General features: G+C 65.4%; 17 protein-coding genes, 1 tRNA gene and 1 pseudogene. 7 read left to right on the top strand and 12 right to left on the bottom strand.

Annotated features, from left to right (window positions below):
- Nucleotides 1-231: 231 nt before the first annotated feature.
- Nucleotides 232-711, top strand: coding sequence for a hypothetical protein (locus tag FY251_RS01370; protein ID WP_148413127.1), 480 nt, complete (start codon nucleotides 232-234; stop codon nucleotides 709-711).
- Nucleotides 712-754: 43 nt separating this feature from the next.
- Here the strand turns inward: FY251_RS01370 and FY251_RS01365 are convergent, their stop codons facing one another.
- On the bottom strand, nucleotides 755-1,246 hold the full coding sequence (locus FY251_RS01365) for an HTH domain-containing protein (protein WP_148413126.1): 492 nt from the start codon (nucleotides 1,244-1,246) through the stop codon (nucleotides 755-757).
- A gap of 163 nt (nucleotides 1,247-1,409) precedes the next feature.
- Between FY251_RS01365 and proS the strand changes: the two genes are divergently transcribed.
- The 4 genes and pseudogenes from proS to FY251_RS01345 all read left to right on the top strand — a co-directional run bounded on the left by proS (nucleotide 1,410) and on the right by FY251_RS01345 (nucleotide 9,841).
- Entirely contained in the window at nucleotides 1,410-2,876 is a 1,467-nt protein-coding gene (gene proS / locus FY251_RS01360; RefSeq protein WP_148413125.1) for a proline--tRNA ligase, read from the top strand.
- A 160-nt stretch (nucleotides 2,877-3,036) separates the two neighbouring features.
- Nucleotides 3,037-7,572 (top strand): glutamate synthase large subunit, encoded by a 4,536-nt coding sequence (gltB, locus tag FY251_RS01355; RefSeq protein WP_148413124.1) that lies wholly within the window; start codon nucleotides 3,037-3,039, stop codon nucleotides 7,570-7,572.
- 139 nt (nucleotides 7,573-7,711) lie between these two features.
- A complete protein-coding gene (locus tag FY251_RS01350) occupies nucleotides 7,712-9,466 on the top strand; it encodes a PQQ-binding-like beta-propeller repeat protein (RefSeq protein WP_148413123.1) in 1,755 nt (584 codons plus the stop codon).
- A 64-nt stretch (nucleotides 9,467-9,530) separates the two neighbouring features.
- A pseudogene (locus FY251_RS01345) lies at nucleotides 9,531-9,841 on the top strand (hypothetical protein).
- A 27-nt stretch (nucleotides 9,842-9,868) separates the two neighbouring features.
- Here the strand turns inward: FY251_RS01345 and FY251_RS01340 are convergent.
- Nucleotides 9,869-11,731 (bottom strand): PQQ-binding-like beta-propeller repeat protein, encoded by a 1,863-nt coding sequence (locus tag FY251_RS01340; protein WP_187367314.1) that lies wholly within the window; start codon nucleotides 11,729-11,731, stop codon nucleotides 9,869-9,871.
- Between the two features lie 222 nt (nucleotides 11,732-11,953).
- On the opposite strand from FY251_RS01340, the gene FY251_RS01335 reads away from it, so the two are divergent.
- The gene (locus FY251_RS01335; protein ID WP_148413121.1) at nucleotides 11,954-12,943 is read left to right on the top strand and encodes an NAD-dependent epimerase/dehydratase family protein; all 990 of its coding nucleotides are present in this window, start codon (nucleotides 11,954-11,956) and stop codon (nucleotides 12,941-12,943) included.
- A gap of 54 nt (nucleotides 12,944-12,997) precedes the next feature.
- On the opposite strand, the gene FY251_RS01330 is transcribed toward FY251_RS01335, so the two are convergent.
- Nucleotides 12,998-13,690, bottom strand: a complete 693-nt coding sequence (locus FY251_RS01330) for an HD domain-containing protein (RefSeq protein ID WP_089778822.1) — start codon at nucleotides 13,688-13,690, stop codon at nucleotides 12,998-13,000.
- Nucleotides 13,691-13,884: 194 nt separating this feature from the next.
- On the opposite strand from FY251_RS01330, the gene FY251_RS01325 reads away from it, so the two are divergent.
- Nucleotides 13,885-14,616, top strand: coding sequence for an alanyl-tRNA editing protein (locus tag FY251_RS01325; protein ID WP_148413120.1), 732 nt, complete (start codon nucleotides 13,885-13,887; stop codon nucleotides 14,614-14,616).
- Nucleotides 14,617-14,641: 25 nt separating this feature from the next.
- On the opposite strand, the gene FY251_RS01320 is transcribed toward FY251_RS01325, so the two are convergent.
- From FY251_RS01320 to FY251_RS01280, 9 genes are all read right to left on the bottom strand, one after another.
- Entirely contained in the window at nucleotides 14,642-15,400 is a 759-nt protein-coding gene (locus FY251_RS01320; protein ID WP_148413585.1) for an FkbM family methyltransferase, read from the bottom strand.
- A gap of 157 nt (nucleotides 15,401-15,557) precedes the next feature.
- Nucleotides 15,558-15,661: transfer RNA gene (locus FY251_RS01315), tRNA-Gln, on the bottom strand.
- A gap of 76 nt (nucleotides 15,662-15,737) precedes the next feature.
- Nucleotides 15,738-16,190, bottom strand: a complete 453-nt coding sequence (locus FY251_RS01310) for a metal-dependent transcriptional regulator (protein ID WP_004971151.1) — start codon at nucleotides 16,188-16,190, stop codon at nucleotides 15,738-15,740.
- A gap of 4 nt (nucleotides 16,191-16,194) precedes the next feature.
- On the bottom strand, nucleotides 16,195-16,686 hold the full coding sequence (locus FY251_RS01305) for a ferritin-like domain-containing protein (protein WP_148413119.1): 492 nt from the start codon (nucleotides 16,684-16,686) through the stop codon (nucleotides 16,195-16,197).
- A 66-nt stretch (nucleotides 16,687-16,752) separates the two neighbouring features.
- The gene (locus FY251_RS01300) at nucleotides 16,753-17,904 is read right to left on the bottom strand and encodes a succinylglutamate desuccinylase/aspartoacylase family protein (RefSeq protein ID WP_148413118.1); all 1,152 of its coding nucleotides are present in this window, start codon (nucleotides 17,902-17,904) and stop codon (nucleotides 16,753-16,755) included.
- Between the two features lie 207 nt (nucleotides 17,905-18,111).
- A complete protein-coding gene (sufD, locus tag FY251_RS01295) occupies nucleotides 18,112-19,320 on the bottom strand; it encodes a Fe-S cluster assembly protein SufD (RefSeq protein ID WP_148413117.1) in 1,209 nt (402 codons plus the stop codon).
- Nucleotides 19,321-19,323: 3 nt separating this feature from the next.
- On the bottom strand, nucleotides 19,324-20,754 hold the full coding sequence (sufB, locus tag FY251_RS01290; protein WP_148413116.1) for a Fe-S cluster assembly protein SufB: 1,431 nt from the start codon (nucleotides 20,752-20,754) through the stop codon (nucleotides 19,324-19,326).
- Nucleotides 20,755-20,766: 12 nt separating this feature from the next.
- The gene (locus tag FY251_RS01285) at nucleotides 20,767-21,675 is read right to left on the bottom strand and encodes an ABC transporter ATP-binding protein (protein WP_148413115.1); all 909 of its coding nucleotides are present in this window, start codon (nucleotides 21,673-21,675) and stop codon (nucleotides 20,767-20,769) included.
- 218 nt (nucleotides 21,676-21,893) lie between these two features.
- A complete protein-coding gene (locus FY251_RS01280; RefSeq protein ID WP_148413114.1) occupies nucleotides 21,894-25,901 on the bottom strand; it encodes a DNA polymerase domain-containing protein in 4,008 nt (1,335 codons plus the stop codon).
- Nucleotides 25,902-25,907: the final 6 nt, after the last annotated feature.

The following is a 25,907-nucleotide window of genomic DNA, read 5'->3' as shown; positions in this document are numbered from 1 at the left end:
CCGGTCCTGCGCCGGCAGGTCTCGGGAACCCCTACCTCAGGAGCGTCGACGCGAGCCGGTTCACGTGTACGAGTGCCAGTCTCGGCCGACTGCGGAGAGAGCATAGTGAACTGAATACGGTTGTATCTCGACTGCGGGAAGAGGTAGGGAAAACCCGCTTACCCGACAGTACCATGTCGCCAGTATAAAACCCTTCGCAAAGCCGAAGCGTCTCGGGGGCGTTCGACGACCATGAACCTCACACCGGCGGCCGTCTCGGCGGAGCACGACTGGGTCCGAGAGCGCGCCGACGTGGTCGTTCCGCTCATCAACGAGACGCGCCGGCGACTCGGCGAGCAGTTCGACACCCGCGTCGGCGAGGTCGACGACGCGGCCTACCGCGACGCGGTCGACGCGGTGTTCGCCGACGGCGAGGTCGGCGTCAACGTCGCGGCCTACGTCCGCATCCTCAAGCAGTTGGACGTGCAGGACGACTACCCGGGCTTCGTCGTCGACGAGGTGCTCGGCCGCGAACTCGCCGCGACCATCGCCGGCGGCGAGCCGCTCCGACTCCTCGCGCAGGCGACGTTCCACTTCGCGGACGTGGCAGTCCACACCGACGGCCCCGCCGGGCGCGACGACCTCGACGCCGCGCTCGCCGCGGGCTTTCAGACGCGCCTGCCGGGCTGGTCGTGGCGCGAGGGGGACTCGCCGTTCGACAGCCGGCGCTGACGGCGGCGCGGTATCGTCGGTGAAAAAACGGAGTTCGGGGCGCTCACCACTCGATTCGGACCGGCTCCGACGGCCGCTCGCGTTCGGCCGTCGGGTCGAGGTCGCGGAGCCGTCCGCGGAACGCGCCGACGCACTCCTCGCACGCGGTCACGTGCGCGAGCACGCCGTTTTCGTACTCCGCCATGACCGCCCGCGGGGTCCGCCGCATCGGTCGCTCCGGTCCCATGCGGCCGACGCCGCGCGACTCGGGGTCACCTAACCCGTCCAGTTTGTCGCCACGCATCGCCGCCCAGCGCGCGTACGACGCGAGCCGGTCGCGGGCGCGCCGCTCGCGCGGGCTCAACTCCCCACCGAGGTCCACGAACCGGTCCCACGTCTCGACCGTGTACTCCGAGACGAGGCCGCGCTCGACGGCGTCGTCCAGTCGCTCGATGACCGGAGTGAACTCCGCGCGCCGGCCGCTCGGAACCCACAGCTCGATTCGGACCGTCCCCTCCCGGGGAGTCGGCCGCTCATCGCTCACAATTGTGTCCATTGTTAGCACGCCAACCACCACGTGCTGGTAGGGCAGCCGGCGATATGTATCTATGCGTCCGCCGGAACCGCCGACCGTCGCCTGCGAGAGACGGTCCGCGCGGCGGAGCGGCGCGCCGGCACCTTCGGGGCGTTTAAGGGTTCGCTGCGGCTACCGATGGGCAATGAGCGACGAGCAGGAACTCGGTATCACCGAGTCGAAGCAGTACAACACCGGCGAGTGGTACGCCGAGGTCGTCCAGAAGGCGGGCCTCGCGAACTACGGCCCGGAGGGCATGAGCGGCTTCATCGTGACTCGCCCGCGCGGCTACGCGCTGTGGGAGTCCATCCAGAACTACCTCGACGGCGAGTTCAAGAAGACGGGCGTCCAGAACGCGTACTTCCCGCTGTTTATCCCCGAGAGCTACCTCGAACGCGAGAAGGACATCGTCGAGGGGTTCGACCCCGAGGTCGCGTGGGTCACCCACGGCGGCCACGAGGAACTCGAAGAGCGCCTCGCCGTCCGCCCGACGTCCGAGTCCATCATCGCGCCCTACATGGCCCGGTGGGTCCGTAGCCACCGGGACCTCCCCCTCCGCGTGAACCAGTGGGCCTCCGTCGTGCGCTGGGAGGCCACGGAGACGAAGCCGTTCTTCCGCACCAAGGAGTTCCTCTGGCAGGAGGGCCACACGGCCCACGAGACCCGCGACGGCGCGTGGGACGAGACGATGACCCGCCTCTCGCAGTACCAGTCGCTCTACGAGGACGTGCTCGCCATCCCCGTGCTCCGCGGCGCGAAGCCGGAACACGACAAGTTCCCCGGCGCGGACACGACGACGACCGTCGAGGCGCTCATGCCCGACGGCAAGTCCGTGCAGGCCGGCACCTCCCACTACCTCGGCACCTCCTTCGCCGAGGCGTTCGACCTCACCTACACGACCGAAGACGAGGACGAAGAACCCGCCCACACGACCTCGTGGGGGCTGTCGTGGCGCTCGCTCGGCGCGCTCATCATGACCCACTCCGACGACCAGGGCCTCGTCCTGCCGCCGACCATCGCGCCCGAGCAGGTCGTCATCGTCCCCATCTGGCAGGCCGACACGCAGGAGAAGGTCCTCGACTACGCCGAGGACATCGCCGACGAGCTCGAAGCCGCCGGCGTCCGCGTCGAACTCGACGCCCGCGACGAGCGCAACCCCGGCTTCAAGTTCAACGAGTGGGAGCTCAAGGGCGTCCCCGTCCGCTTCGAAATCGGCCCCAACGAGGTCGACGACGACGTCGTCACCGCCGTCCACCGCCCCGACGGCGAGTCGGTCGAACTCGACCGCGAGAACATCGCCGAGGCCGTCCAAGAGCAGTTCGACGAGGTGTACGCGAAGCTCTACGCCGCCGCCGAGGAGAACCTCGAAGCGAACGTCCGCGAGGCGTCCGCCCGCAACGAAATTCTCGGGACCATCGGCCAACACGGCGGCTACGTGAAAGCGCCGTGGTGCGGTGACGAGGACTGCGAGGACGAGATCAAGGACCAAATCGCCGCCGAAATCGTCATGGTGCCCCTGAACGACGAGGACGCGGAGATTCACGACGGCGAGGACTGTGCGGTCTGCGGCGACGACGCCGAGGAGACCGCGTACTTCGCGAAATCCTACTGAACCGGCTTCCGAATCGACCTACACGATTATTCATATTTTTCGTCGTCCGTCGAATCATCATTAGTCGACATACTATGTATGGATACATCCTTATATGACATTGTAACACCCTTATGGTTTCAGGAAAAGTTGCTTATGGGGGTAGCTGTACCATTGGCGTATGACCAAGCCACACATAGACGCACCCTTCGCTCAGGGCGGGTTAGCCGACCCGACCGACGAGCGGTCGAACTGCGGCGTTGGGGCCGTCGTAGACCTCGAAAACGGCGCCTCGCACCGCGTCGTCGCAGACAGCCTCGAACTCCTGGAGAACCTTGAGCACCGCGGCACCACGGGCGCTGAAGAGAACACCGGAGACGGGGCGGGCATCCTGTTCCAGCGACCGGACGAGTTCTTCGAATCCGTCCTCGACGGGGAGCTTCCGGACCGCTACGCGGCCGGTTCGGTGTTCATGCCGACCGACGACGAGGTCCGCGAGCGCGTTTCGGCGGTTGTCGAGGAGTCGCTGGCCGACCACGGGCTGTCCGTGTTCGACTGGCGCGACGTGCCGACCGACAACGCAGAGCTCGGCGCGACCGCGCTCGAATCGGAACCGGACGTCTGGCAACTGTTCGTCGAGCCGACCGGCGAGCTGACCGAAGACGAGTTCGACCGAGCGCTGTACCTCGGGCGTCGAGCCGCCGAGAAAGCGGTCGACGACCTCGCCATCGAGGGCGCGGGACGATTCTACGTCTGCTCGCTCGACCGGAAGACCATCGTCTACAAGGGGCTGCTCACGGCCGAACAGCTCCCGAACTACTACCCCGACCTCGGCGACGAGCGGATGGTGACCGAACTCGCGCTCGTTCACGCGCGCTTTTCCACCAACACGCTGGGCGCGTGGCACCTCGCCCACCCGTACCGCCAGGTCATCCACAACGGCGAGATAAACACCATCCGCGGTAACGTCAACTGGATGCGCGCCCGCGAGACGGACCTCCAACACGAGGCGTTCGGCGACGACATCGAGACGCTCAGGCCCATCACGAAGGCCGACCAGTCCGACACCGCGAGCGTCGACAACGCGGTCGAACTGCTCCTCAAGGGCGGTCGCGAGCTCCCGCACGTCCTGCGGATGCTCATCCCCGAGGCGTACCGCAACGACGACGCGATGGACCAGGCGCGCCGCGACTGGTACGACTTCCACGCCTCGCTGGTCGAGCCGTGGGACGGCCCCGCGCTCGTCGCGGCGACTGACGGCGACCGCATCGCCGCCGTCCTCGACCGCAACGGCCTCCGGCCGTGCCGCTACGAGGTGACGACCGACGGCCGCCTCATCGTCGCCAGCGAGGTCGGCGCGCTCGACACCGACCCCGCGGAAATCGAGTCCCGCGGTCGCCTCCAGCCCGGCGAGATTTTCATGGCCGACCCCGAGGAGGGTCGCGTCATCCCCGACGCCGAGGTGTTCGACTCCCTCACCGACGAGAAGTACGGCGAGTGGGTCGACGAACAACAGCGCCACCTCGACGACGTCGCCGGCGAGGTGGATTCCACCTCGCGCGGACAGGTCGAGTCGCTCCGCGCGACGCAGGCCGCGTTCGGCTACACGCACGACCAGCTCAACCACATGATAGAGCCGATGGCCCGCGACGGCAAGGACCCCGTCGGCTCGATGGGCGACGACACGCCGCTTTCGGTGCTGTCGGACCTCAACCGCCCGCTGTTCACGTACTTCAAGCAGCTGTTCGCGCAGGTGTCGAACCCGCCTATCGACTACATCCGCGAGAAGCTCGTGACGAGCCTGGAGTCGCGGCTCGGCTTCCAGCGGAACCTGCTCGACGAGTCGGCCGACCACGCGCGTCAGCTCGTCCTCGACTCGCCGGTTCTCACGGACGCCGAGACGGCGGCCATCAAGGACCTCGACGACGACATGCGCAGCGCCGTCGTCGACACCACCTACGAGAAAGGCGGCGACATCCGGGAGGCCATCGAGGCCGTCCGCAACGAGGCCAAGGAAGTCATCGAAGACGGCGCGGACATCGTCGTCCTCTCCGACCGGAACGTCGGCCCCGACCGCGTCGCCATCCCGAGTCTGCTCGCGACGGGCGCGGTCCACCACAGCCTCGTCCGCAACGGCCTCCGGAACCACGCCGGCCTCGTCGTCGAGTCCGGCGACCCCCGCGAGGTCCACCACCTCGCCACGCTCGTCGGCTACGGCGCGGGCGCGGTGAACCCCTACCTCGCCTACCAGACCATCGAGGACATCGTCGCCGGCCCCGACGGGGCCGACGAGGGCGAGGCCATCGACGCGTACGTCCACGCGCTCGAAGACGGCCTGCTCAAGACGATGGCCAAGATGGGCATCTCGACGGTCGAGAGCTACCGCGGCGCGCAGATTTTCGAAGCCGTCGGCCTCGAATCCGACTTCGTCGCCGAGTACTTCGAGGGCACCGAAATCCGCACCGAGGGAATCGGCCTCGACGTCATCGAGGAGGACCTGCTGACCCGTCACGCCGCCGCCTTCGGCGCGGACCCGAAGCTCGAACGGCAGGGCGAGTACGAGAACCGCTCGGCCGGCATCCACCACGGCTGGAACCCCCAGACCGTCGGCACGCTCCAGCAGTCCGTCCGCACCGGCGACTACGAGAAGTACGAGGAGTTCGCCGAACTGGTCAACGACCAGTCGAAACAGTTGAAGGCGCTCCGCGGGCTGCTCGAATTCGACTCCGACCGCGAGCCCGTGGACATCGACGAGGTCGAACCCGTCGAGGACATCGTCAAGCGCTTCTCGACGGCCGCGATGTCGCTCGGCAGCCTCTCGCCGGAGGCCCACGAGAACAACTCCATCGCGATGAACCGCATCGGCGGCAAGTCCAACTCCGGCGAGGGCGGCGAGCCGCCGGAGCGCTTCGGCACGGAAAAGGAGTGTAACGTCAAGCAGGTCGCCTCCGGCCGCTTCGGCGTCACCTCGGAGTACCTCTCGTCGGCCGACGAGATTCAGATCAAGATGGCGCAGGGCTCGAAGCCCGGCGAGGGCGGCCACCTCCCCGGCAAGAAGGTAAACGAGATGATCGCCCACGTCCGCTACGCGACGCCGGGCGTCGGTCTCATCTCCCCGCCGCCGCTGCACGACATCTACTCCATCGAGGACCTCAAGCAGCTCATCTTCGACCTGAAGTCGGCCAACCCCGACGCCGACATCAACGTCAAGCTCGTCTCCGAGGCCGGCATCGGCACCATCGCCGCCGGCGTCTCGAAGGCGAAAGCCGACGTGGTCCACATCTCGGGCTACGACGGCGGCACCGGCGCGTCGCCGAAGACCTCCATCAAGAACGCGGGGCTCCCGTGGGAACTCGGCCTCGCCGAGGCCAACCAGATGCTCCGCGCGACCGGCCTGCGCTCCCGCATCCGCGTCTCCGTCGACGGCGGCATGAAGACCGGCCGCGACGTGGCCGTCGCCGCCCTCCTCGGCGGCGAGGAGTACGTCTTCGGGACCGCGTCGCTCGTCACCTCGGGCTGCGTGATGGCCCGCCAGTGCCACGAGAACACCTGCCCGGTCGGCGTCGCCACGCAGGACGAGAACCTGCGCCGCCGCTTCCCCGGCGAGCCCGACCACGTCATCAACTACATGACGTTCATCGCGCAGGAGCTCCGCGAGATCATGGCCGACCTCGGCTTCACCTCGCTCGACGAGATGATCGGCCGTCCCTCGCTCCTCCGGCAGGTCGAGACGGACCACGAGAAGGCGAAGCACCTCGACCTCTCGTCGGTGCTGGCCGAGCCCGAGACGGGCGCGCGCCGCAAGACCGAAGACCAGGCCCACGCGGACATCGAGACGCACGTCGACCACAAGCTCATCGACGAGGCCGCCGAGGCCATCGAGGACCGCGAGCCGGTCGTCATCCGCCGCGACCTCTCGAACGTCGACCGCGCGGTCGGCGCGATGCTCTCGAACCGCATCTCCAACGCCCACGGCGGCGAGGGGCTGCCGGACGACACCATCCGCTGTGAGTTCGACGGTATCGCCGGCCAGACGTTCGGCGGCTTCCTCGCCCGCGGCGTCACGATGCGGCTCACCGGGGCCGCGAACGACTACGTCGGCAAGGGGCTCTCCGGCGGCCGCGTCATCGTCGACACGCCCGCCGAGGCCAACTACGAGGCCGCCGAAAACATCCTCATCGGCAACGTCGCCCTCTACGGCGCGACGCAGGGCGAGTGCTACGTCAACGGCCTCGCCGGCGAGCGCTTCGGCGTCCGCAACTCCGGCGTGAAGGCGGTCGTCGAGGGCGTCGGCGACCACGGCTGCGAGTACATGACCGGCGGCGTCGTCGCCGTCCTCGGCGAGACGGGCCGCAACTTCGCCGCGGGGATGTCCGGCGGCGTGGCCTACGTCTACGACCCCGACGAGGAGTTCGCCGCGAAGGCCAACACCGAGATGGTGACGCTCGAAGACCACCTCGACGACAAGGACGAGGCGATGCTCACCCGACTCGTCGAGAACCACCTCGCGTACACCGACTCCGACCGCGCGGCCGAACTGCTCGACGACTGGCAGTCGGTCCTCGGCGACTTCGTGAAGGTGATGCCCGACGCGTACGCCGAGGTCATCGCCGAAGACGGCCGCGAGGACGTTCGCAACGAACTCCCCGCGAAGGCGGGCGCAATCGTCGACGCCGGTGCCGACAAGGTCGGCGCGGCGACGACGAGCGACGACTGAGGACCGACTCGACCGTCAGCGATTGACGTTCCGGTCGCCGTCCCGCGTTTTCCTGCTGTTCGACGTGTTTTTCCGGACTGTTTCGTATCACTTACCGAACAGATAATGATGTGCCGTCCGGGGCCATGTCGGCGTGGATATGTTCGGAGACCACTCGCGGCGGACGCTCCTCGCCACGCTCGGTGCCCTCGCGGCATCCGGCGTCGCCGGCACGTCGCTCGCGGACAGTCACTCGACGCCAGAATCGGACACGGTCACGACCGAGGATTGGTCGCAGTCTCGTGCCGAACCGGGGCGGACCGGCGCGGTCGCTCCCGAATCTGCACCCGACGACGAGTACGCCGACCTGTCGTGGCTCGACGGAACGTGGCATAAGACCAGCGCGAACGAGGTACTCGTCGACGACGGGGCCGTCTTCCAGACGTTCTACACCAACGACAGCACGTTCCGCGGGGGCGTCGTTGCCTACGAGGCCGACACGGGCGAAGAACGTTGGAAATACATTGCCCCGGAGTACGAGTCGGACGTTCCGGGCATCGGTCGGGTGACCGACACGCCAGCCGTGGCAGAAGGGACGCTCTTCGTGACGAGCGAGGCAGGGTACACCGATTCGGACGTCAAGTACGGTGGACTCCACGCGCTCGACCTGGATACCGGCGAGATTAATTGGCAGAAGACACCAGCGGACTACGCGAGTCCGGACGCCAAGTGGCTCGGGACGCCGCTCGTCGCCGACGGCTCCCTCTACGTCCAACACCTGACAAACGCCAGCGCAGACCCGGACCAGCAGGAGTCGGTCATCGCGGAACTCGACCCCGAGAGCGGTGAAGTCGTGTGGCGCTCCGACGCGTCGTACCGGGCCTACCCCTACATCGGCGACGACGAGACCCTCTACGGGATGGCGACGTACACCGACGAGAAGAACGAACTCGTCGCGTGGAACGCGAACGACGGGAGCAGACGGTGGACGGCGGTGGTGGAAGACGGTGTGAGCTTCGTCGACTCGGCCCACAAAAACGGTCGTATCTACCGTTCCTCCGGGAACCGGTTCCGAACGGACGAGATAAACCGCGTCGTCGCACACGGCGACGAGGACGGGAGCGTCGAGTGGGAGACGAGACTCACGCCCGAAGGCGAGGAATCGGCGCGGTTCATCAGCGCGCCGGCCGTCGCCGACGGCACCGTCTACGTCACCACGGCGCTCGACGTGGACTCGGTGGCCCAAGAGGGCGTCCTCTCGACGGTTTACGCGCTCGACGCCGACACCGGAGACGTGCTGTGGACGCACGACACCTCGACGGAACTCCACGGCGACCCGAGCGTCGCCGGCGACACCGTCTACCTCGGCGGGAGCGCCATCCCCAAGTCCATCGGTGACCTCGAACGCGAACGTCGACACCCCACGGTACACGCGCTCTCGACCGAAGACGGGTCCCAGCAGTGGGCCTATCTGATTCGACACGAGCAGGGCGCACCGTCTCGAAAAGCGTCGACGCCGGCGCTCGCGGGCGGCCGAGTCCTCACGGGCTATCTGGAAGAAGAGTCCACCGAGCAAGCCGGGGTGTTCGCCCTCGAAGGGAGTCCGGAGGCACCCGATTCGAGGAACCTCCCGCGCTCCTCGGACGCACCCGTTGCCCGCATCGTCACCGACCCCGAAGACGCCGAGACCGCGGACCTCGACTCCGGAACCACCGTCGGCCTCGACGGGACCGCCTCGACGGGCGAGGTCGAGACCTACGAGTGGCAGTTCGGCGAGGGCGCGTCGTTCCGAGAGCGCGGTTCGACGACCGAGATTACGCTCGACTTCTGTGGGACGCTCGACGTGACGCTCCGCGTCACCGGGTCGGACGGGAACCAGAGCACCGACACCGTCAGTCTCTCTACCGACGGATAGCGGACCCAGCCTTCGACCCCTCCCCGACGCCCCTTTTTTTCACCGACTGCCCGAACTCGACGGCATGCCCCGCGAGTACGACAAACTCGTCCGCGACGACGTCCCTCGAATCATCCGCGAGTCTGGTGAGACGCCCGTCACGCACGTCGCCGAGGGCGATGCGCTCGACCGACGGCTCCGAGCGAAACTGGTCGAAGAAGCCGCGGAGTTCGGCGAAGCCGGGACCGTCAAGAACTCGCAGACGTGTTCGCCGTCGTCGACGCGATACTCGCCCGACGCGACGAAGACCGGGAAACGGTCGAGACGGCGGCGCGAGAGAAAGCGGCCGACTGCGGCGGGTTCGAAGACGGCAGTATCCTCGAACGGGTGGCGTGAGGCCGCGTCGGCTACGCCGACACGCGACTAGACGCAGTCGTCGTCGGTTCCGCCGTCGGTACTTCCGTCGTCTGTCGAGTCGCTTCCGTCGTCCGTGTTCCCGCCGTCGGTCGAGTCGTCGCTGTCGGCGGGACCGACGGAGACGTTCATCTGCGCGTGCGCCTGCCGGCCGTAGATGTCTTCGACGTCCACTTCGACGAGTTCGTACTCGCTGTTGTCGTAGACGACCGTCTCGCTCCTGTCGTCCCCGTCGCCGTCGACGATAGTCGTCGGCCCCTGGAACTCCCAGTTGTACGAGTCGAACTTGCCCTCTCCGGTGACTTCGAAGGTTATCGGTTCCTCCGCCGTCGGGTCTTCGGTGAGGAGTTCGATGCTCGGGTCCAGTTCGCCCTCGCACTCGACGACTCTGAACGTCGTCGTCGCCTCCGCGGTCTGGTCGTACCCGTTGCGAACGACGAGGCTGGCGGTGTACTCACCGATTTCGTACTCGTGTTCCGCCCGGGCGAACCCACCGCCGGATTCCCGGAAGTCGATGGTTCCGTCGCCGTCGTAATCCCACTCGTAGATGAGATTCGCGCGTTCGTCATCGGTGAGGTCCTCGTCGAACTCGACCGCGAACGTCAGCGGGACACAGCTCCCGGGCGTCGTGTGTTCGGGTTCGATGCTCGGCGTCGGTGCCGCGGGCGGGTCGGGGTGCGTCTCGATTGCCTCCCCTTGCGTGAAGAGCATCTCACCGTCGTGGGCCATCGCGTATTCGCCGCCCACGCCGGGTATCCAGTTCCGCAACGCGCCGGACTGTGCGTCGAAGACGGCGATACCGCCAGCGACGTCCATATCGAGGTTGACGTAGAGGTTGTCGTCGGCAATCAGCGGCGGTGCGTTGAATGACACGTCGTATTCAGGGAGCGTTTTGCCGGGTTCGCTCCACCGTTTTTCGCCGGTCGCGGCGTCCAGTGAGACGAGAGTCCCTTCGGTCGTCGTCGCGGCGACCGTCCCCGCACCGACGGCGAGCGTCAGCGCGGGGTCGTAGCCGCCGACGTCCGGAATCTCGTATCGCCACACCGTCTCCCCGGTGCTCGAATCGATGGCGTAGACGGACGTCGTCTCGGCGGTTCCGACGACGAAGACGGTCCCATCGCGGACGCTCACCGACGAGACGCTCGTCGCGTCACTCGCGGACGACCACACCGTCGAGCCGTCAGACGGATTCCGCGCGATAACGCCGGACTCCGTGGGAACGTAGAGCGTCCCATCCGCCACCGCAGGCGACGTGGAACTCCGAATGTTGCTACCGATCCGGTCGTCTTCGAAGCGTCGGAACGTCACGTCACGACGCCACAGTTCCGTTCCATCGGCGACGTCGTAGGCGACGAGGCTATCGGGGTCCCCGTCGTCCGTGGTGTCTTCGCCGACGAAGGCGGTTCCGTCCGCGACGGTTGCGGCGGTGAAAACGGGGGTGTTCGTCCGCCACTGGACCTCGTAGGAACTCGCGTCCCACGCCACGAGCCCCTCGTCCGTCGGGACGAGGAGCGACCCCGCTGCGACCGCTGGCGTCAGTTTGTAGTTCCCGCCCGTACCGCTTCCAATCTCGACGAACGACCCGTCGGTGGTGAACGCGCTGAACTGCCCGTCGCCGAGACGTAACCCCGCGTAGACGACGCCGTCCGCGACGACGACACCCGTGGACGCACCCGGGGCGATTTCGTCGTGCTCGGTGTCTGCCCACGCGTCCCGCATCGCCGTCGCTCCGAGCGAGTCGGTCGCTCTCGATCCGGAGTGCGCCGCGTCGCCCTGTAACTGCGGCCACGCTCCGGAATCCGCTGCGGCGTCGGACCCGTCCGCCGCGAGTGCCTCGCCACCGACGATGGACCCGCCAGCGATGAGTGCCACCGAGGAGAGAGCTGTGCGTCGTGTCAGAGAGGTGCGGTCGTCCGTCACGCCTCTCGATTCAGTCGGGTGACGGTTCATTACACACCCGATAAGTCGGCTGCAACGGTCGGACGCGAATCGCGCGATTCGCCGGACGCGAGGCGTTTCGTCGCGCGTTCCCTCGAACCGGAACCCACCACCGATTCTCGCACGTTTTTCACCGCGCGCGCCCTCGACCGGGACATGGACAACGCACTCGTCATCGGCGGCACGCGGTTCATCGGCCGCCACCTCGTCTCGGAACTCCTCGATAACGGCTACGCGGTGACCATCTTCAACCGCGGGAACCACGACAACCCCTTCGAGGACGACCCGCGCGTCCAGCACGTCCAAGGCGACCGGACTGACGACGAGGCGCTCCGAACCGCGAAACTGACCGTCGACCCCGACGCGGTGTTCGACTGCGTGGCGTACAAGCCCGCCGAAGTCGCCTCCGCGGTCGACGTCTTCGCCGACGTGGACGCCTACGTCTACATCTCAAGCGGCGCGGCCTACGGGAACGAGGTCATCCCGAAGCGCGAAAACGAGACGCCGCTTTGCGGCTGCACCGACGAGCAGGCGGCCGACGACTCGGGCGCGAGCTACGGCCCGCGGAAGGCCGAGGGCGACCGCGTCGTCTTCGAGGCGGCCTCGCGGGGCATCAACGCGATGTCCGTCCGCCCGTGTATCGTCTACGGGCCCGAGGACTACACCGAGCGCCTCGACTACTGGATCGACCGCGTGCTGAACTACGACCGCGTCGTCGTCCCCGGCGACGGGACGAACGTCTGGCACCGCGCCTACGTCGAGGACGTGGCGAGCGCGATGCGAATCGTCGCCGAGGAGGGCGAGGCCGGCGAGGCCTACAACGTCGGCGACAGACGGCTCGTGACGCTCGAAGAGATGGTCGAGGTCATCGCCGACGCCGCGGGCACCGACGTCGAGGTGGTCCACGCGGGCGAGCGCGAACTCGCCGCGGCCGACCTCTCGACGGACGACTTCGTCCTCTACCGCGACTACCCGCACGTCCTCTCGACGGACAAACTCGCCCGCCTCGGCTGGGAGTCCACGCCCGTCGAGGAGGCGATGCGCCGGTCGGTCGCCGACCACCGCGAGAGCGACCGCGACGGCTCCGAACACGACCCCGGCCGCGACGCCGAACAGCGCGTGCTCTCGATTCTCGACACGCTCTGAGACGGGGAGACTCGCTGGAAAAACCGAGGCGACGAGGCGACGACCGCGACGAACTCAGCCGCTGAACTGTCCGTCGTGGTCCATCTCGGGGACCTCCTCTTCGAGCCACTCGCGGAACCACTTGACGCGCTTGAGCCGCTGGTGTGCGAAGCTCTGGGCCGTGTCGGTTTCGAGTCGCGCGGAGGCGTCGCGACCGCGTTCGAAGACGCGCTCGACCATCTCGGCGGCGTCCATGTGGGTCCGCGCCTCGTAGCCCATCCGCAGGAGCATCAGCGCGGTGCCGTTCGCGCCGATTTTGTCGAGGATATCGGCCTCGATGAGACAGCGCGTCTCCAGCGACACGTCCGTCAGCGACCCCTGATACGAGTGGTCGGAGACGACCTGACACACCTGGTCGACGAACGACTCGGGGTAGTCGCCGTGGCTGCTGAGGAACTCGCGGGCGACGCGAGCGCCCTCCTCGGCGTGGACGTCCTGGTCGGCTTCGAGTTTCGAGATGTCGTGAAAGAGGGCGGCCACGCGGACGACGTTCACGTCCGCGCCCTCGCGGTCGGCGATGCGCGTCGCGAGGTCGACGACGTTGAGGATGTGGTTGAACCGGTACTCCGCGGAGTGCCACGGGTACCAGCGCATCCGCCCGCCGTCGTCTTCGTTTTCGACGCTCGCAGAGAGATAGTCCGAGACGAAGCGCTTCATGTCCTCGAACTCGGCGTCGGAGACCGCCGACTCTTTGATTTCAACGCCCACGGCAGAACCTCCGTCGGTGTTGGCACGTGCGTATTCTCATTACACGGAATGAGGGCCGTTCCACTCTTAGGCGTTACGACACCCTGAGTCGCGGGAACCGTGCTCTCGGGCGAACAGACCGGGTCTCGTGGCCGGTGGTGTGAACTCATGCCACATCGGGGAGAGTTAACTCATCGGGCCGCATCGTCTCCGCCGTGACCGACGCACGATACCTCGACGACGCGGAAACACACGAGTTCGAGGCGACCGTCGAAACGGTCCGCGGGAGCGACCGCGTCGTCCTCGACCGGACCTACTTCTACCCGACCGGCGGCGGCCAACCGCACGACACGGGGACGCTCTCGGCGGGCGGGGGCGGTGACGGAGTGACTTGGGACGTGACTGACGTCCGGAAGCGCGACCGAATCGAACACGTCGTCGCGGGCGACGCGCCCGAACCGGGGACGACCGTCATCGGGAGCATCGACGCGGCGCGGCGGCGCGCCCACAGCCGATACCACACGGCCCAGCATCTCCTCTCTGCGGTCCTCCTCGACGAGTTCGACGCCGAGACGACCGGCAACCAACTGTACGCCGACCACGCGCACCTCGACTGCGCCTACGGCCGCTTCGACGACGCCGACCTGCGGACCATCGAGACGCGCCTGAACGACCTCGTCGCGTCCGATCTCCCCGTCCGGTGGTACAGCCTCGACCGCGAGGAGGCCGAGGCGACGCTCGACCCCGAGCGAACCCGCCTGCACCTGCTTCCGGACTCGATTCGCGAGGTCCGAATCGTCGAAATCGGCGACGCGGACGACCCCTTCGACCGAACCGCCTGCGCCGGGACCCACGCCGCGTCGACGGGCGACGTCGGCCCGGTCACCGTCACCGGCCGGACGACCCAAGGCGCGGCGCACGAGCGCGTGAACTTCGTCCTCGAATAACCGATTCGGCCCGACTCCCCACCGACTACCCCGACTGGGTCGCGTCTGTCCGCGCCCGCGGCTCGCAGACCCAGCCCTCGCGGACCGGGACCAGTTCGTAGCCCGCCTCGCGGAGCAGGGCCTTCGCCGCCGCCTCGTCGTGGCTCCCGCGGGCGTCGTGCAGTTCGAAATACACCGTCGGCCGGTGCTCGCGCAGGACCGACTCCGCCCCGCGGAGCACGTTCAACCCGAACCCCTCGACGTCGACTTTCAGGTGGTCCGGTGGCGGGACCGTCCCGGAATCGACGAGCGAGTCGAGCCGCCGCATCGACACCGACTCGGTGTCGACGACCCGCGCCGTCCACGCGCTCGCGTGGTCCCGCGAGAACGAGCCCAGTTCGTCGTAGCTCGACAGGTGGAACTCCCGCGACCCGTCGGCGTCACCGAGGCCGCAGTCGAGGAGGTCGACCCGGTCGCCGAAGTCATTGACCTCGACGTTCGCCCGCAACTGGTCGACGACCTCCGGATGCGGTTCGACGGCGACCACTCGCGCCGCCGACTCGCTGGCCGCGGCCGCGAGGCTGTAGGTCCCCGTGTTCGCGCCCACGTCGACCACGACGTCGCCGCCGTCGAGGTCGAGCAACAGCGCCTGCAAGAGCACGTCCTCGCCGTGGCGGTTGTACAGTTCGTAACTCCTGAAACTCGTCCGCCCGACGTGCTTTTTCGTGGCGACGAGCCGTCGCTCGTAGTTCGCCCGGACGAGCGCGTAGTGGAGGGTGTACGCGAGGTGGCGGACGGCCGACACCGGATGCAGCAGAGACACGTTAGTATACTGTCATTGTGTGGCGGTAAAAGTCGCTCGGCGGAGACGCGACTCTGCGTGTCGTCTGGCCGACGCTTCGAGAGTCGAATCGTGACTACGCGACGCGCTCTTCGCGGTAGGTCGTCGGAGAAGTGTCGAGTAGTCCCGGGCGGATTCGAACCGCCGTCAGCGGCTGTCTTCTCGGCACGCATTGAACCGTACCAATCCAAAGGCCGCTATGATTGGCCACTACACCACGGGACTTCGGTGACGTCGTCCACTCGTCGGTTGTCCGCTGGTAAATGAAAACGCTTCGGTTCCGGTCGGTCGTCGTCGGCGACTAATCGGCGGCTTCCGTCTCCGTCTCGGGTTCCGCACCGCACACGTCGAGATACTCGCAGGCGTCCGTCTCGGGGTCGAAGCAGTCGGGACACTCGGAGTTGCGGTCGATGATGGTGTCGAGTCGCTCCGCGATCATCCCGTCGATGACGGGTTCGAGCTCGCGGGCCTCCGCGCGGAACTCCTCGACGTCGAGGACGTTCGACAGGAAGCGCTCGATGATGCAGTAGGTCTGGAGCGCGTCGCGGGCGCGGACGATTCCCTCGTCGGTGAGGGTAACGCCCTTGTACTTCTCGTGTTCGGCGAGGCCGCGGGATTCGAGCTTGCCGATCATCTCGTTGGCGCTCGCCGGGCTCACCTCCATCATGTCCGCGAGCGCGCCCGTGGCTGCCGGGCCGTTCTCCATCTCCTGCAACAGGTAAATCGCCTTGACGTATTGGTCTGCCGTGTTCATCGTTTCACTCGCGGTCTTCCATGATTTGCGTCACTTCTTCTACGCCCTCGGCCTCCTCCTCGCGAATCGCCGACAGCGTCGCGACGAGTTCCTCGCGGTCGATAGAGAACTGTACCTCGCTCGCCTCGATGGCCTCGATGACGTCGTCGTAGAACTTGTAAGCGGTCTCCTCGTTACAGAGTTGGTCGTAGAGAACGCCGTCGAAGTCCTCGGGTTTCGTCTGGCCGTACTGGGCCTCGACCAGCGCCTCGATCTCCTCGAAGGGGACGCTGTCGACGTCTAAACGCTCGATGACCGCTTCGAGTCGGTTTCGGTGGTCGGCCGACTCCTCGGCGGCGTGCGACAGGAGGTCACGAATCTCTTCGTCGAGTTCCTCGTCGTCGAGCTCTTCGTAGTGGTGGTAGGCGCGCGCCTCCACGACTTCTTCGAGGACGATTCCGATTTGGAGCAACCGAGCGAGTTGGTGGTCCGACGTGACCTGATACCCGACGCTCATCGGCGGCGTCCTCCGTTTGCGTGCGATACCAGCTGAGTCATACTCAGAGGTGAGTCTGTTACGAACTTAAGCGGTTCCCCTTTCGGGTTCCGACTCGTCCGTCTCGGACTCCTCGGGAGTCGTCGGGCCTCTTCGGGCCCGTTCCACGTCCTCGGTCGGCGTCGTGCGGCGACCCATCCAGTGGTAGGTGCCAATTCTGCTGTATCCTTGTTCGTCGACGATTTGCTCGATGACCTTCCGGTCGTCGTCGTCGATAGAGACGACGTGCGCGATAATCTGCCCGGGGACGGTTATCGGGTTCGCGGCCATCCCGATGACGAGTCCCGTGAAGGGTGCTTCGACGACGTGTTCTTCGCGTTTGAAGTGGTCAGAGATGGTACAGACGGAGTTCCCCTCCTCGACGATCGGGTACGGCCCCCAGTCCATGTCTACCCACCCGCCCGCAGTCGACCGAATCCACTTCTTCTCTTTCGGCCCGACGATGCGTTGCCACGCCGGTTCGGTCTCGAACTCCTCGTCTATCAGGCCGAAGTAGGCGAAGAGGTTGTGCAAGTTTTCGAGCGCGAGGTCGACCATCGCCGGTTGGTACCGGTGGGCCTCGCCCATCTCGACGGTGATGGTCGGAATCCCGTCTTCCGACGCGACACGCCGCATCATCCCCTCGGCACCGGCCCCGTCGAGGACGATAGTCGAGCGGAAGGCGTTCGCAACCTCGGCCACTGCGGGGTCGCTCATGTCCGCGCGCGTGTGGAAGATGGTCACTTTGTTCCGCGTCGACGTGTGGAAATCCACACCGATGTCGCAGTTGGAGACGAATCGGTCGTAGATGACCTTGGCGATGCGTTTTCCTTCGTTTCCGTTCTCGGACCCGGGGAACGACCGGTTCAGGTCGCGGTCGTAGATGGGCAGGTACCGCAGGTGCGCGCGGTAGCCCGGCACGTTGAGGACGTGCAGACAGACGATCGTTCCGGACAGTTCCTGTGGGTCGTAGCGGTCTGCCACCTCCTGGACGACTTTTACGCCGTTGACTTCGTCACCGTGCATCGCCGCGCTCACGAACACCCTCGGTCCCTTGTTCGCACCGTTGATGATTGTGACCGGAATCTCTATCGGGTCACCGAGGAAGGACTCCCCCACCTCGTACATGATGTGTCGTTTCTCACCGGGGCGAACCTCGGCGTCGTATCGGAATGACTCTCCGTCGTTGTTGCTTGACATTGTATTCCCTCCGGTTGGACGATTGTACTCCACCCCGGACGGAAGAGAATACGTCGAGTGCGAGCAAAAACATTGGCAGATAGACACTTCCGTGACGGACCGTTATCCGGGAGTATCACGCCGAAACGACAGTTTACCGTCTATCTGTCGCTCCTGCTGGAGAGAATATATATTCAGAAAATAAAACAGCGGGCTATCGGGCGCGTCTCAGCGCAGTCGCGCGGCGATGAGCTCTTCGAGGTCGTCGCGGAACTCGTCGACTTCGATCTCTTCGAGGACGGGTACGAAGAAGCCCTCCACGAGCATGTTACGGGCCTGTTCTTCGGGGACGGACCGAGAGACCATATAGAAGAGGTCCTCGGCGTCGACCTGCCCGACGGAGGCGGCGTGGGACGCCTCGGTGTCGTGGTTGTTGATGATGAGCTTCGGCGATGCGTCGGCCTCGGACTGGTCCGAGAGCATCAGCGTGTTCTCGCGCTGGTAGGAGTTCGTGCTCCACGCGTCGCGGCCGACGTCCTGAACGCCCTCGTACACCGAGCGCGCCTCGTCGTCGAGGACGCCGCGGGTCACGAGGTCGGCCGTCGTGTTCTCGGCTTTGTGCCAGACGCGGGCGTTGACGTCGAGGTGCTGGTCGTCGTGACCGAAAAAGGCGCCGACGATTTTCGTCTCCGACGCCTCGCCGTTGAGTTCGGTCTCGACGTCGCTGCGGGTGAGCCGCGAGCCGAGGTTCCCCTCGATCCAGTTGACCGTCGAGTAGGTGTCGGCGTCGGCGCGCTTGAGCGAGTACGTGTACGTCTCCTCGTCGAGGTTCTGCAGGGAGCCGTACTGAACGTACGAGTTCTCGCCCGCGTCGATTTCGACGAGGTTCGAGAAGTACCGCGCGTCGTCGATGCTGTCGCCGGACTCGATGGCCTCCAGGATGGTGACCGACGAGGACTGCTCGGTGACGACGAGCGTGTGGCTGAACAGCGACCGAGAGTTCATCTCGGCGCGAATCTTCACGTCCTCGGCGTCGACGCCCTCGGGGACGTAGATGAACGTGCCCGTCGTGAACAGCGCCGCCGAGAGGGCGGTGAGGTAGTTCGTCTCGGGGTCGACGACCGAGCCGAAGCGCTCCTCGATGAGGTCGCCGTACTCGTCGAGCGCCTCCGTGAAGGGGAGGACGACGACGCCCTCGGGCGACTCGCGGGTCGTCTCGTCGGCCTGGTTCAGCGGGTCGACGAGCGACTCGAAATCGAGGGCTTCGAGGTTCGTCCAGCGGCGACCGGGCGTCTGGATGACGTCCGGCAGTTCGAGCTCGTCGAGCGCTTCGAGGGCTTGGAGTCGGGCCTCAAGGAGCCACTCCGGCTCGTCCCGTGCGTCCGAAATCTCTCGTACCGTCTCTGCGGACAGGTTCGCGGGAAGTTGCGCACTCATTGGTTATCCGAGGCTACCCTCCATTTCGAGTTCGACGAGTCGGTTGAGTTCGACCGCGTACTCGATGGGCAGTTCCTCCGTGATGGGTTCGATGAACCCGGAGACGATCATCTGCTTCGCGTCGTCGTCGTCGAGACCGCGCGACTGGAGGTAGAAGATGTCCTCGTCGCCGATCTTGCCGACGGTCGCCTCGTGGGCGACGTCGACCTGCGACTCGTTGATCTCCATGTACGGCATCGTGTCCGAGGTGGACTCGTTGTCGAACATGAGCGCGTCACACTCGACCGCGGTCGAGGAGTTCTTCGCGCCGTTGGCGATGTGGACGAGGCCGCGGTAGTTCGTGCGGCCGCCGTCCTTCGAGATGGACTTCGACTCGATGGTCGACTTCGTCTCGGGGGCGTTGTGGTACACCTTCGCGCCGGTGTCGATGTTCTGACCCTCGCCCGCGAAGGCGATGGTGATGTGGTTGTCGGAAGCGCCGCGGCCCTTCAGAATCGAAGCCGGGTAGAGCATGGTGGCCTTCGAGCCCATCGAGCCCGAAATCCACTCCATGCGGCCGCCCTTCTCGACGATGGCGCGCTTGGTGTTGAGGTTGTAGGTGTTCTTCGACCAGTTCTGGACGGTCGAGTACTGGACGTGGGCGTCCTCGCCGACGAACACTTCGACGCCGCCGGAGTGGAGGTTGAACGCGGAGTACTTGGGGGCCGAACAGCCCTCGATGTAGTGGACTTCGGAGCCCTTCTCCGCGACGATGAGCGTGTGCTCGAACTGGCCCATGCCCTCGGAGTTCATGCGGAAGTACGCCTGCACCGGCATCTCGACCGTCACGTCTTCGGGAACGTAGACGAACGAGCCGCCGGACCAGATCGCGCCGTGAAGCGCGGCGAACTTGTTGTCGCTCGGGGGGACGCACTTCGTCATGAAGTACTCCTTGACGATGTCTTCGTGCTCCTGGACCGCCTGGTCCATGTTCATGAAGACGACGCCTTTCTCCTCCCAGCGCTCCTGCATGTTCTGGTAGACGACTTCGGACTCGTACTGGGCGCCGACGCCCGAGAGGGCGTTCTTCTCGGCTTCCGGGATGCCCAGCTTGTCGAAGGTGTCCTTGATGTCGTCCGGCAGGTCGCGCCAGTCGTCGACGCCGCCGCGGACTTCCACGTCGGGTCGGATGTACGGGACGATCTCGTCCACGTCGACCTCGGAGAGGTCCGGCTGGCCGGGCCAGTCGGTCGGCATCGGCATCTTCTGGTACTGCTTGAGCGCGCGAAGGCGGCGCTCTAACATCCACTCGGGCTCGTCTTTGTCCTCCGAAATGACGCGGATGGTCTCTTCGTTGAGACCCTTCTCGGCCACGAACGCGGCCTTCTGCTCCTTCTTGAACTCGAAGCGAGCTTCCGTGTCTGTCTCTTTGAGGTGGTCTTGGTCGGAACTCATGATGTTGGGGGATTACGCGGCTTCGTACACTTCCTCACGGACCCAGTCGTAGCCCTTGTCTTCGAGTTCGGACGCGAGCGAGGCGTCGCCGCTCTTGACGACCTTGCCGTCCAGCATGATGTGGACGTGGTCCGGCTCGACGTATTCGAGGATACGCTGGTAGTGAGTGATCTGGAGGATACCCGTGCCCTGCTCGTCGCGCAGCGCGTTGATACCCTTCGAGACGTCCTGCAGGCGGTCGATGTCGAGACCGGAGTCGATCTCGTCGAGAACCGCAATCGACGGTTCGAGAATCGCGGCCTGAAGGACCTCGTTTTGTTTCTTCTCGCCGCCGGAGAAGCCGGCGTTGAGGTAGCGTTGCATGAACTTCTCGTCCATGTCGAGAAGCTCCATCTTCTCTTTGAGGAGCTTCTGGAACTCGGCGACGCCGACTTCGCCGTCGTCGACGTTACCCTCCATCGGGGAGGTGTCGTAGCCGGCTTCCTCTTCTTCTTCCTCGTCGTCGTCCTCGCCGAAGAGGAGCTCCTCGCGCTCGTCTATCTTCGCGTTGAGCGCGGTGCGGAGGAAGTTCGTCATGGTGACGCCCTCGATTTCCGCGGGGTACTGGAAGCCGAGGAAGATGCCGAGCGCGGCGCGCTCGTTCGGCTCCAGTTCCAGAAGGTTCCACGTGCGGGCGTCGTCCGGAATGTCGAGGTCGCCGAAGTCGCCGTCCTCCAGGTGGAGGAGGATTTCGCCGTCGGTTACCTCGTAGGCGGGGTGCCCGGCGATGATTTTAGAAGTCGTAGACTTGCCGGACCCGTTGGGACCCATCAGCGCGTGGATCTCGCCGGATTTGACTTCCAGGTCGACACCTCGCAGAATCTGCTCACCGTCTTCCTCCGCGACTCGTGCGTGGAGGTTCTTGATCTCGAGAGTTGCCATCGTTGGTTCGTTGCCTCGTACTCGAAGGGTGGGGAGTATCGCCCATAATGCTTGCGCATTCACCCCCGCCACCTTTTGTAGAACGAAAATTTGTTTTCAAATCCAAAAAGAATTGCGCCGGTTCGCGACGCGCGTCCGGGTTTCGGACAGCCGAACAACGTTACGGGCCAGCCACCTATGTAACCGAATATAGTTTCGTTAGTCGCCGATGCGACCGCTCACATGAAGCTGCCGAGGCCGGTCTGTTCCTGCCCGCTTTTCACCTCGTCCCACGACATGCCGAGCGCCTCGATGACGCGGGAGATGGGCCCTTCGAGCGTCTTGGTGAGCATCGTCTCCCAGTCGACTTCGAACGCCTCCGGAATCTGGTCTGCGTACTCGAAGCAGATGACGTCGGGGTCGCGCTTGAATTCGCGGTAGCGGTCGTCGACCTGCGGGTCGAACCCGCCGGACTCCATCTCGCGGAACCACGACGGGTGGACCTTCTTGAGGTAGACCCGCTTCGGCTTCGACCCGCGGCCGAAGTTCGTGCCGAGGAATGCGTTGGCGTACTGCGCCCCGCGGACGTGCGCGGTCGGCGTCTCGTACGCCGAGAGGCGCTTGCCGATGCCGCCGGGGATGCCGACCCGTTCGAGCGGCAGGTTCCCCGACTCGAAGTCGGTGATGATGTCGTGGAGGTAGTCCTTGATGACCTCGGTGTCCTCGCCGTGGACGATCATGTCGATGACGTTCTTCTGGACCTCCTTGGTTATCTGCGCGATGTCCGAGCGCTTGTACTCGAAGCCCGTGATATCGATGTCGTCGACGTCCTTGCCCTCCTTCCAGACGATGTGACCGGCGTAGCGCTTTTTCTTCCCCGCCTGGAAGAACCGCCGGTAGAGCTTCTCGAACTCGATTTGGAAGCGGTGTTCGTCCGCGCCCAACTCGTCGCGCGCGAAGTCGTCGTAGGCGGCGTTGATGTGCTCCTCGATGTCGAACGACTGCTCGATGGCTTCTTCTTTCGACACGTCGGGGCCGAGTTCGAGCATGACGCTGTCGGTGTTGTGAAGGACAATACCTCCAACACCGTCGACGAAGTTTTCGTTTTCTTCGACGCTCAGGTCGTACACGTAGCCGTCGTGGTCGACTTCGGTCAGTACGGGGTCTCGGCCTTTCCGGTAGGAGCCACACGTCCGAATAGTGTACGAGTCTCTGCTGTTGCGATACTTGAGCGAGTGTTTTTGCCCCCGTTGCGTGAGCAACATCGAGAGACCGGCAGCAAGTTCTCGGCTCGTCGTCTCGAAGTCGAAGTTCCGCTGTGCGTACGCTTCGGTGTATCGTGGGAATTCGCGGGACCCGTCGCCTCCGACGAGCAACGTCAGGAACAGGTCTTGCTTCTCCTCAGGAAGGTGGAAGACGAATGAAGGAATCCGTTTACCACGCGACGTCTGCCCTGCGAACTCGCGGAAGAACACAGCCGCGAGTTCGTTCATCATCTGCAGTTTCAGCGTGTCGTCATTGTACGTGACCGACGCGCCGCCTGTGTCCGTTTGATACTCGACGGTTCGCTCCGCTCGTCGGTCGCTCGTAATGATACCGGCGGTCGTGTTCTCGAACAGTCGAGAGTAATCTCGCTGGAGTTGGGCTAGCCACTCACGGTCGGATTCAACGATACTTGCCCCGAATCTCGACGTCGCCGTCTCGCCAGTGGATGCGCTTCCTTCAGGGACGTACGCACCGAGGAGCCGAATGAGTGCTGCACCATCTTCGCTGTCGATATCGACGAATCGTTTGACTTTGACGGTCGAGTCGACGTCTCGGTGGTGCTCGTGGCCGAACCAGACATACTCGTCGTCCGCGTGGATTTGTTTCCGCTTCGTTATCGAATTATCGCTCCCGACGCTCCGTCCGTCCTCGTACTCGCGTTCGTACCCACGAAGGACCTCGTAGACGTCGACCCGCTCGACAGGCTCGACGTCGGGCACCCCGGAGACGCGATACGGCTCCGCCACGTCGTCCGGAGAGACAGTTGTGAGGCCGTCTTCACCGGGGACGACGTACGAGTGGTCTCTCGTCGTCGTCGACTCACCGAACTTGTGTTGGAGGTTCACCACCGGTTTGTCCGTTTTATGGCGAATCGCCTGCGCAATCGGTTGCCACTCCGCCTCTCCATCTTCGTTCACAGAGAGGGCGTCCCACCCGTCGAGCGCTCGGCGAGTCTTCCCGGGAGTGGCACTTGCGACGACGTCCCCGTCGGCAGCGATGAGTACCTCAGATTCAGTCGTTCCGCGGGCAAACAAGTCCTCGATAGGAAGGATTCGAACAGTCCCACCGGGGTCTCTGGCGACGACCGGGCGATCTCCCGTCACGCTGTCGCCGTAGGCCACGTCGTAGCCGATTTGGTTGGCGGCCTGCTCCGTGAACTCGATGACCTTTCGGCCGGTCGCCGTCACCGCCGCGCCCATCTCCTTGTCGTAGAGGCGGAAGCGGTCCCAGCCCAGCACGCCGTACAGCGAGTTCATGATGACCTTCACCGCGGCCTGCTGGCGGTCGAACTGCTCGTACGCCGACGAGCCGGGGTCGTGGGAGTTCCGCAGCGACTTCTTGTCCTCCCGCTCGGTGAGGAGTTCGTCGACCATCTCCCGAATCATGCCGTCCGGTTCCTGCTGGAAGTGCGTCCCGTTGGGCGCGCGGAACGTCTCCCCGTCGTAGCGCTCGGGGTCGACCTTCGTCTCCGGCGACGCGTTGATGGTCACCATGCACATCGGGTACAGCGACTTCAGGTCGAGCACCGTGACGTTCTCCTTGACGCCGGTGATGGGGTCGAAGACGGCCCCGCCCTCGTAGTCCTCCGACTCCTGTTTCCCCTTCGAGGGGAGCGCGAACTCGCCGTGGACCTTGTGGAGCACGTAGATGTCGACGGTGTCGCCGGGCGTCGGCGCGTCTTCGAGCTTACAGCCGACGAACGTCCGCACCTCGTCCCAGAAGGCGATGATGTCCTGTTTCCGGTCGATTTCGACGCACAGCTCCACGTCGCGGAGGTTGTATTCGAGCAGGCGCTCGGGGTCCTCCTCCCAGAGGTCGCCGATGTCGCCCGAGTAGCGCTCCTTGCCCGCGTCGAGTTCGAGTTCGCCGACCGCGTCGAGGCGGTAGGATTCGAGTTCGGTGAACTGGGTGCGCTTGTAGGCGTACAGCAGGTCGAAGACCACGCGGCCCTTGATGTCCGGGCCGCCCCAGCCGCCGCGCCAGACCTCGCCGAGCCGCGACATGCGGTTGTAGTCGAGGTTCAGGTCGGTCGTCGGGTCGACCTCCTCCAACCGGTCGAGGAAGTACGGCGCGTCGAAGTCCTCGAAGTTCCACCCGGTGAGGATGTCGGGGTCGGTCTCCTCGATGTACGCGAGGAAGGCGTCGAGCATCTCGGCCTCCTCGTCGAACGTCCTGACCTCCACGTCCGCGTCCTCCCCGAGAAAGTCGTAGTTCGGCAGCGAGTCGGGGCGCTTGCCGAGGCCGTCTTCGGCGACGGCGTGCCAGACGACGTACTCGTCGCGGTAGGAGTCGTGGCTGGTCAGACAGATAATCGGCTCTTCGCCCTCCTCGGGGAAGCCGTTCCTGTCGTTGACCTCGATGTCGAAGGTGTTCACCCGGAGACTGGCGTCGACGTCCGCGGGCGCGACTTCCTGGTGGGGTATCTGAATCGTTCCGTTGTCGAGACGGCGCACGGGAACGCGGACGCCGCTTTTGATGTCCTTGTCGATGAGCAGGCGGTTCGGGAAGAGGATGTCCGCCTCGTAGTGGTCGAACTCGTCGCGAATCTGGCCGACGTCGCGGGGGGTGCGACCGAATATCTTCGTCAGTTCCTCGCCGCGAATACTCTCGAAACCGTCCTCGGTACCGGTGATTACGTCTTTGTCGAGGGCGTCGTCGTCGAGGCTGTCCGTGGGCGCGTAGAAGTACGGTCGGAACCCGAGCACGCGGACGTGTTCGGTCTCGTCGTCGGCCGTCCGGCCGAAGATGTGAATCACCGGGTACTCGTTGCGGCCCGCCCCTTCGATGGTGTAGTCGACCTGCGTGACGGCCAGTTCGACCGTCCCGTCCGGGTCGGGAAACCGCACCTCGTCCGTGTCGACGACGTCGGAGACGTGCTGGCCGGCGTCGCCGGCGACGATGGCGGCCTCCTCGTCAGGCCGCGCGTCGCCCGCGCCGTCGGCGTCGTTCCCCCCGAAGTCGGTCAGACCCGTCTGCGTCATGCCAGT

Source organism: Haloferax sp. KTX1 (assembly GCF_902410085.1).
GTDB classification, from domain to species: domain Archaea; phylum Halobacteriota; class Halobacteria; order Halobacteriales; family Haloferacaceae; genus Haloferax; species Haloferax massiliensis.
Note: the sequence above shows the minus strand (reverse complement) of the source record. Positions and strands in the feature narration are given on the sequence as shown.

What these genes read in the sequence shown, in the direction of transcription:
- FY251_RS01370 (WP_148413127.1), top strand. Translation starts at nt 232, where the DNA reads ATGAACCTCACACCGGCGGCCGTCTCGGCGGAGCACGACTGGGTCCGA.
- FY251_RS01365 (WP_148413126.1), bottom strand. Translation starts at nt 1,246, where the DNA reads ATGGACACAATTGTGAGCGATGAGCGGCCGACTCCCCGGGAGGGGACG.
- proS (WP_148413125.1), top strand. Translation starts at nt 1,410, where the DNA reads ATGAGCGACGAGCAGGAACTCGGTATCACCGAGTCGAAGCAGTACAAC.
- gltB (WP_148413124.1), top strand. Translation starts at nt 3,037, where the DNA reads ATGACCAAGCCACACATAGACGCACCCTTCGCTCAGGGCGGGTTAGCC.
- FY251_RS01350 (WP_148413123.1), top strand. Translation starts at nt 7,712, where the DNA reads ATGTTCGGAGACCACTCGCGGCGGACGCTCCTCGCCACGCTCGGTGCC.
- FY251_RS01335 (WP_148413121.1), top strand. Translation starts at nt 11,954, where the DNA reads ATGGACAACGCACTCGTCATCGGCGGCACGCGGTTCATCGGCCGCCAC.
- FY251_RS01310 (WP_004971151.1), bottom strand. Translation starts at nt 16,190, where the DNA reads ATGAACACGGCAGACCAATACGTCAAGGCGATTTACCTGTTGCAGGAG.
- FY251_RS01305 (WP_148413119.1), bottom strand. Translation starts at nt 16,686, where the DNA reads ATGAGCGTCGGGTATCAGGTCACGTCGGACCACCAACTCGCTCGGTTG.
- FY251_RS01300 (WP_148413118.1), bottom strand. Translation starts at nt 17,904, where the DNA reads ATGTCAAGCAACAACGACGGAGAGTCATTCCGATACGACGCCGAGGTT.
- sufD (WP_148413117.1), bottom strand. Translation starts at nt 19,320, where the DNA reads ATGAGTGCGCAACTTCCCGCGAACCTGTCCGCAGAGACGGTACGAGAG.
- sufB (WP_148413116.1), bottom strand. Translation starts at nt 20,754, where the DNA reads ATGAGTTCCGACCAAGACCACCTCAAAGAGACAGACACGGAAGCTCGC.
- FY251_RS01285 (WP_148413115.1), bottom strand. Translation starts at nt 21,675, where the DNA reads ATGGCAACTCTCGAGATCAAGAACCTCCACGCACGAGTCGCGGAGGAA.
- FY251_RS01280 (WP_148413114.1), bottom strand. Translation starts at nt 25,901, where the DNA reads ATGACGCAGACGGGTCTGACCGACTTCGGGGGGAACGACGCCGACGGC.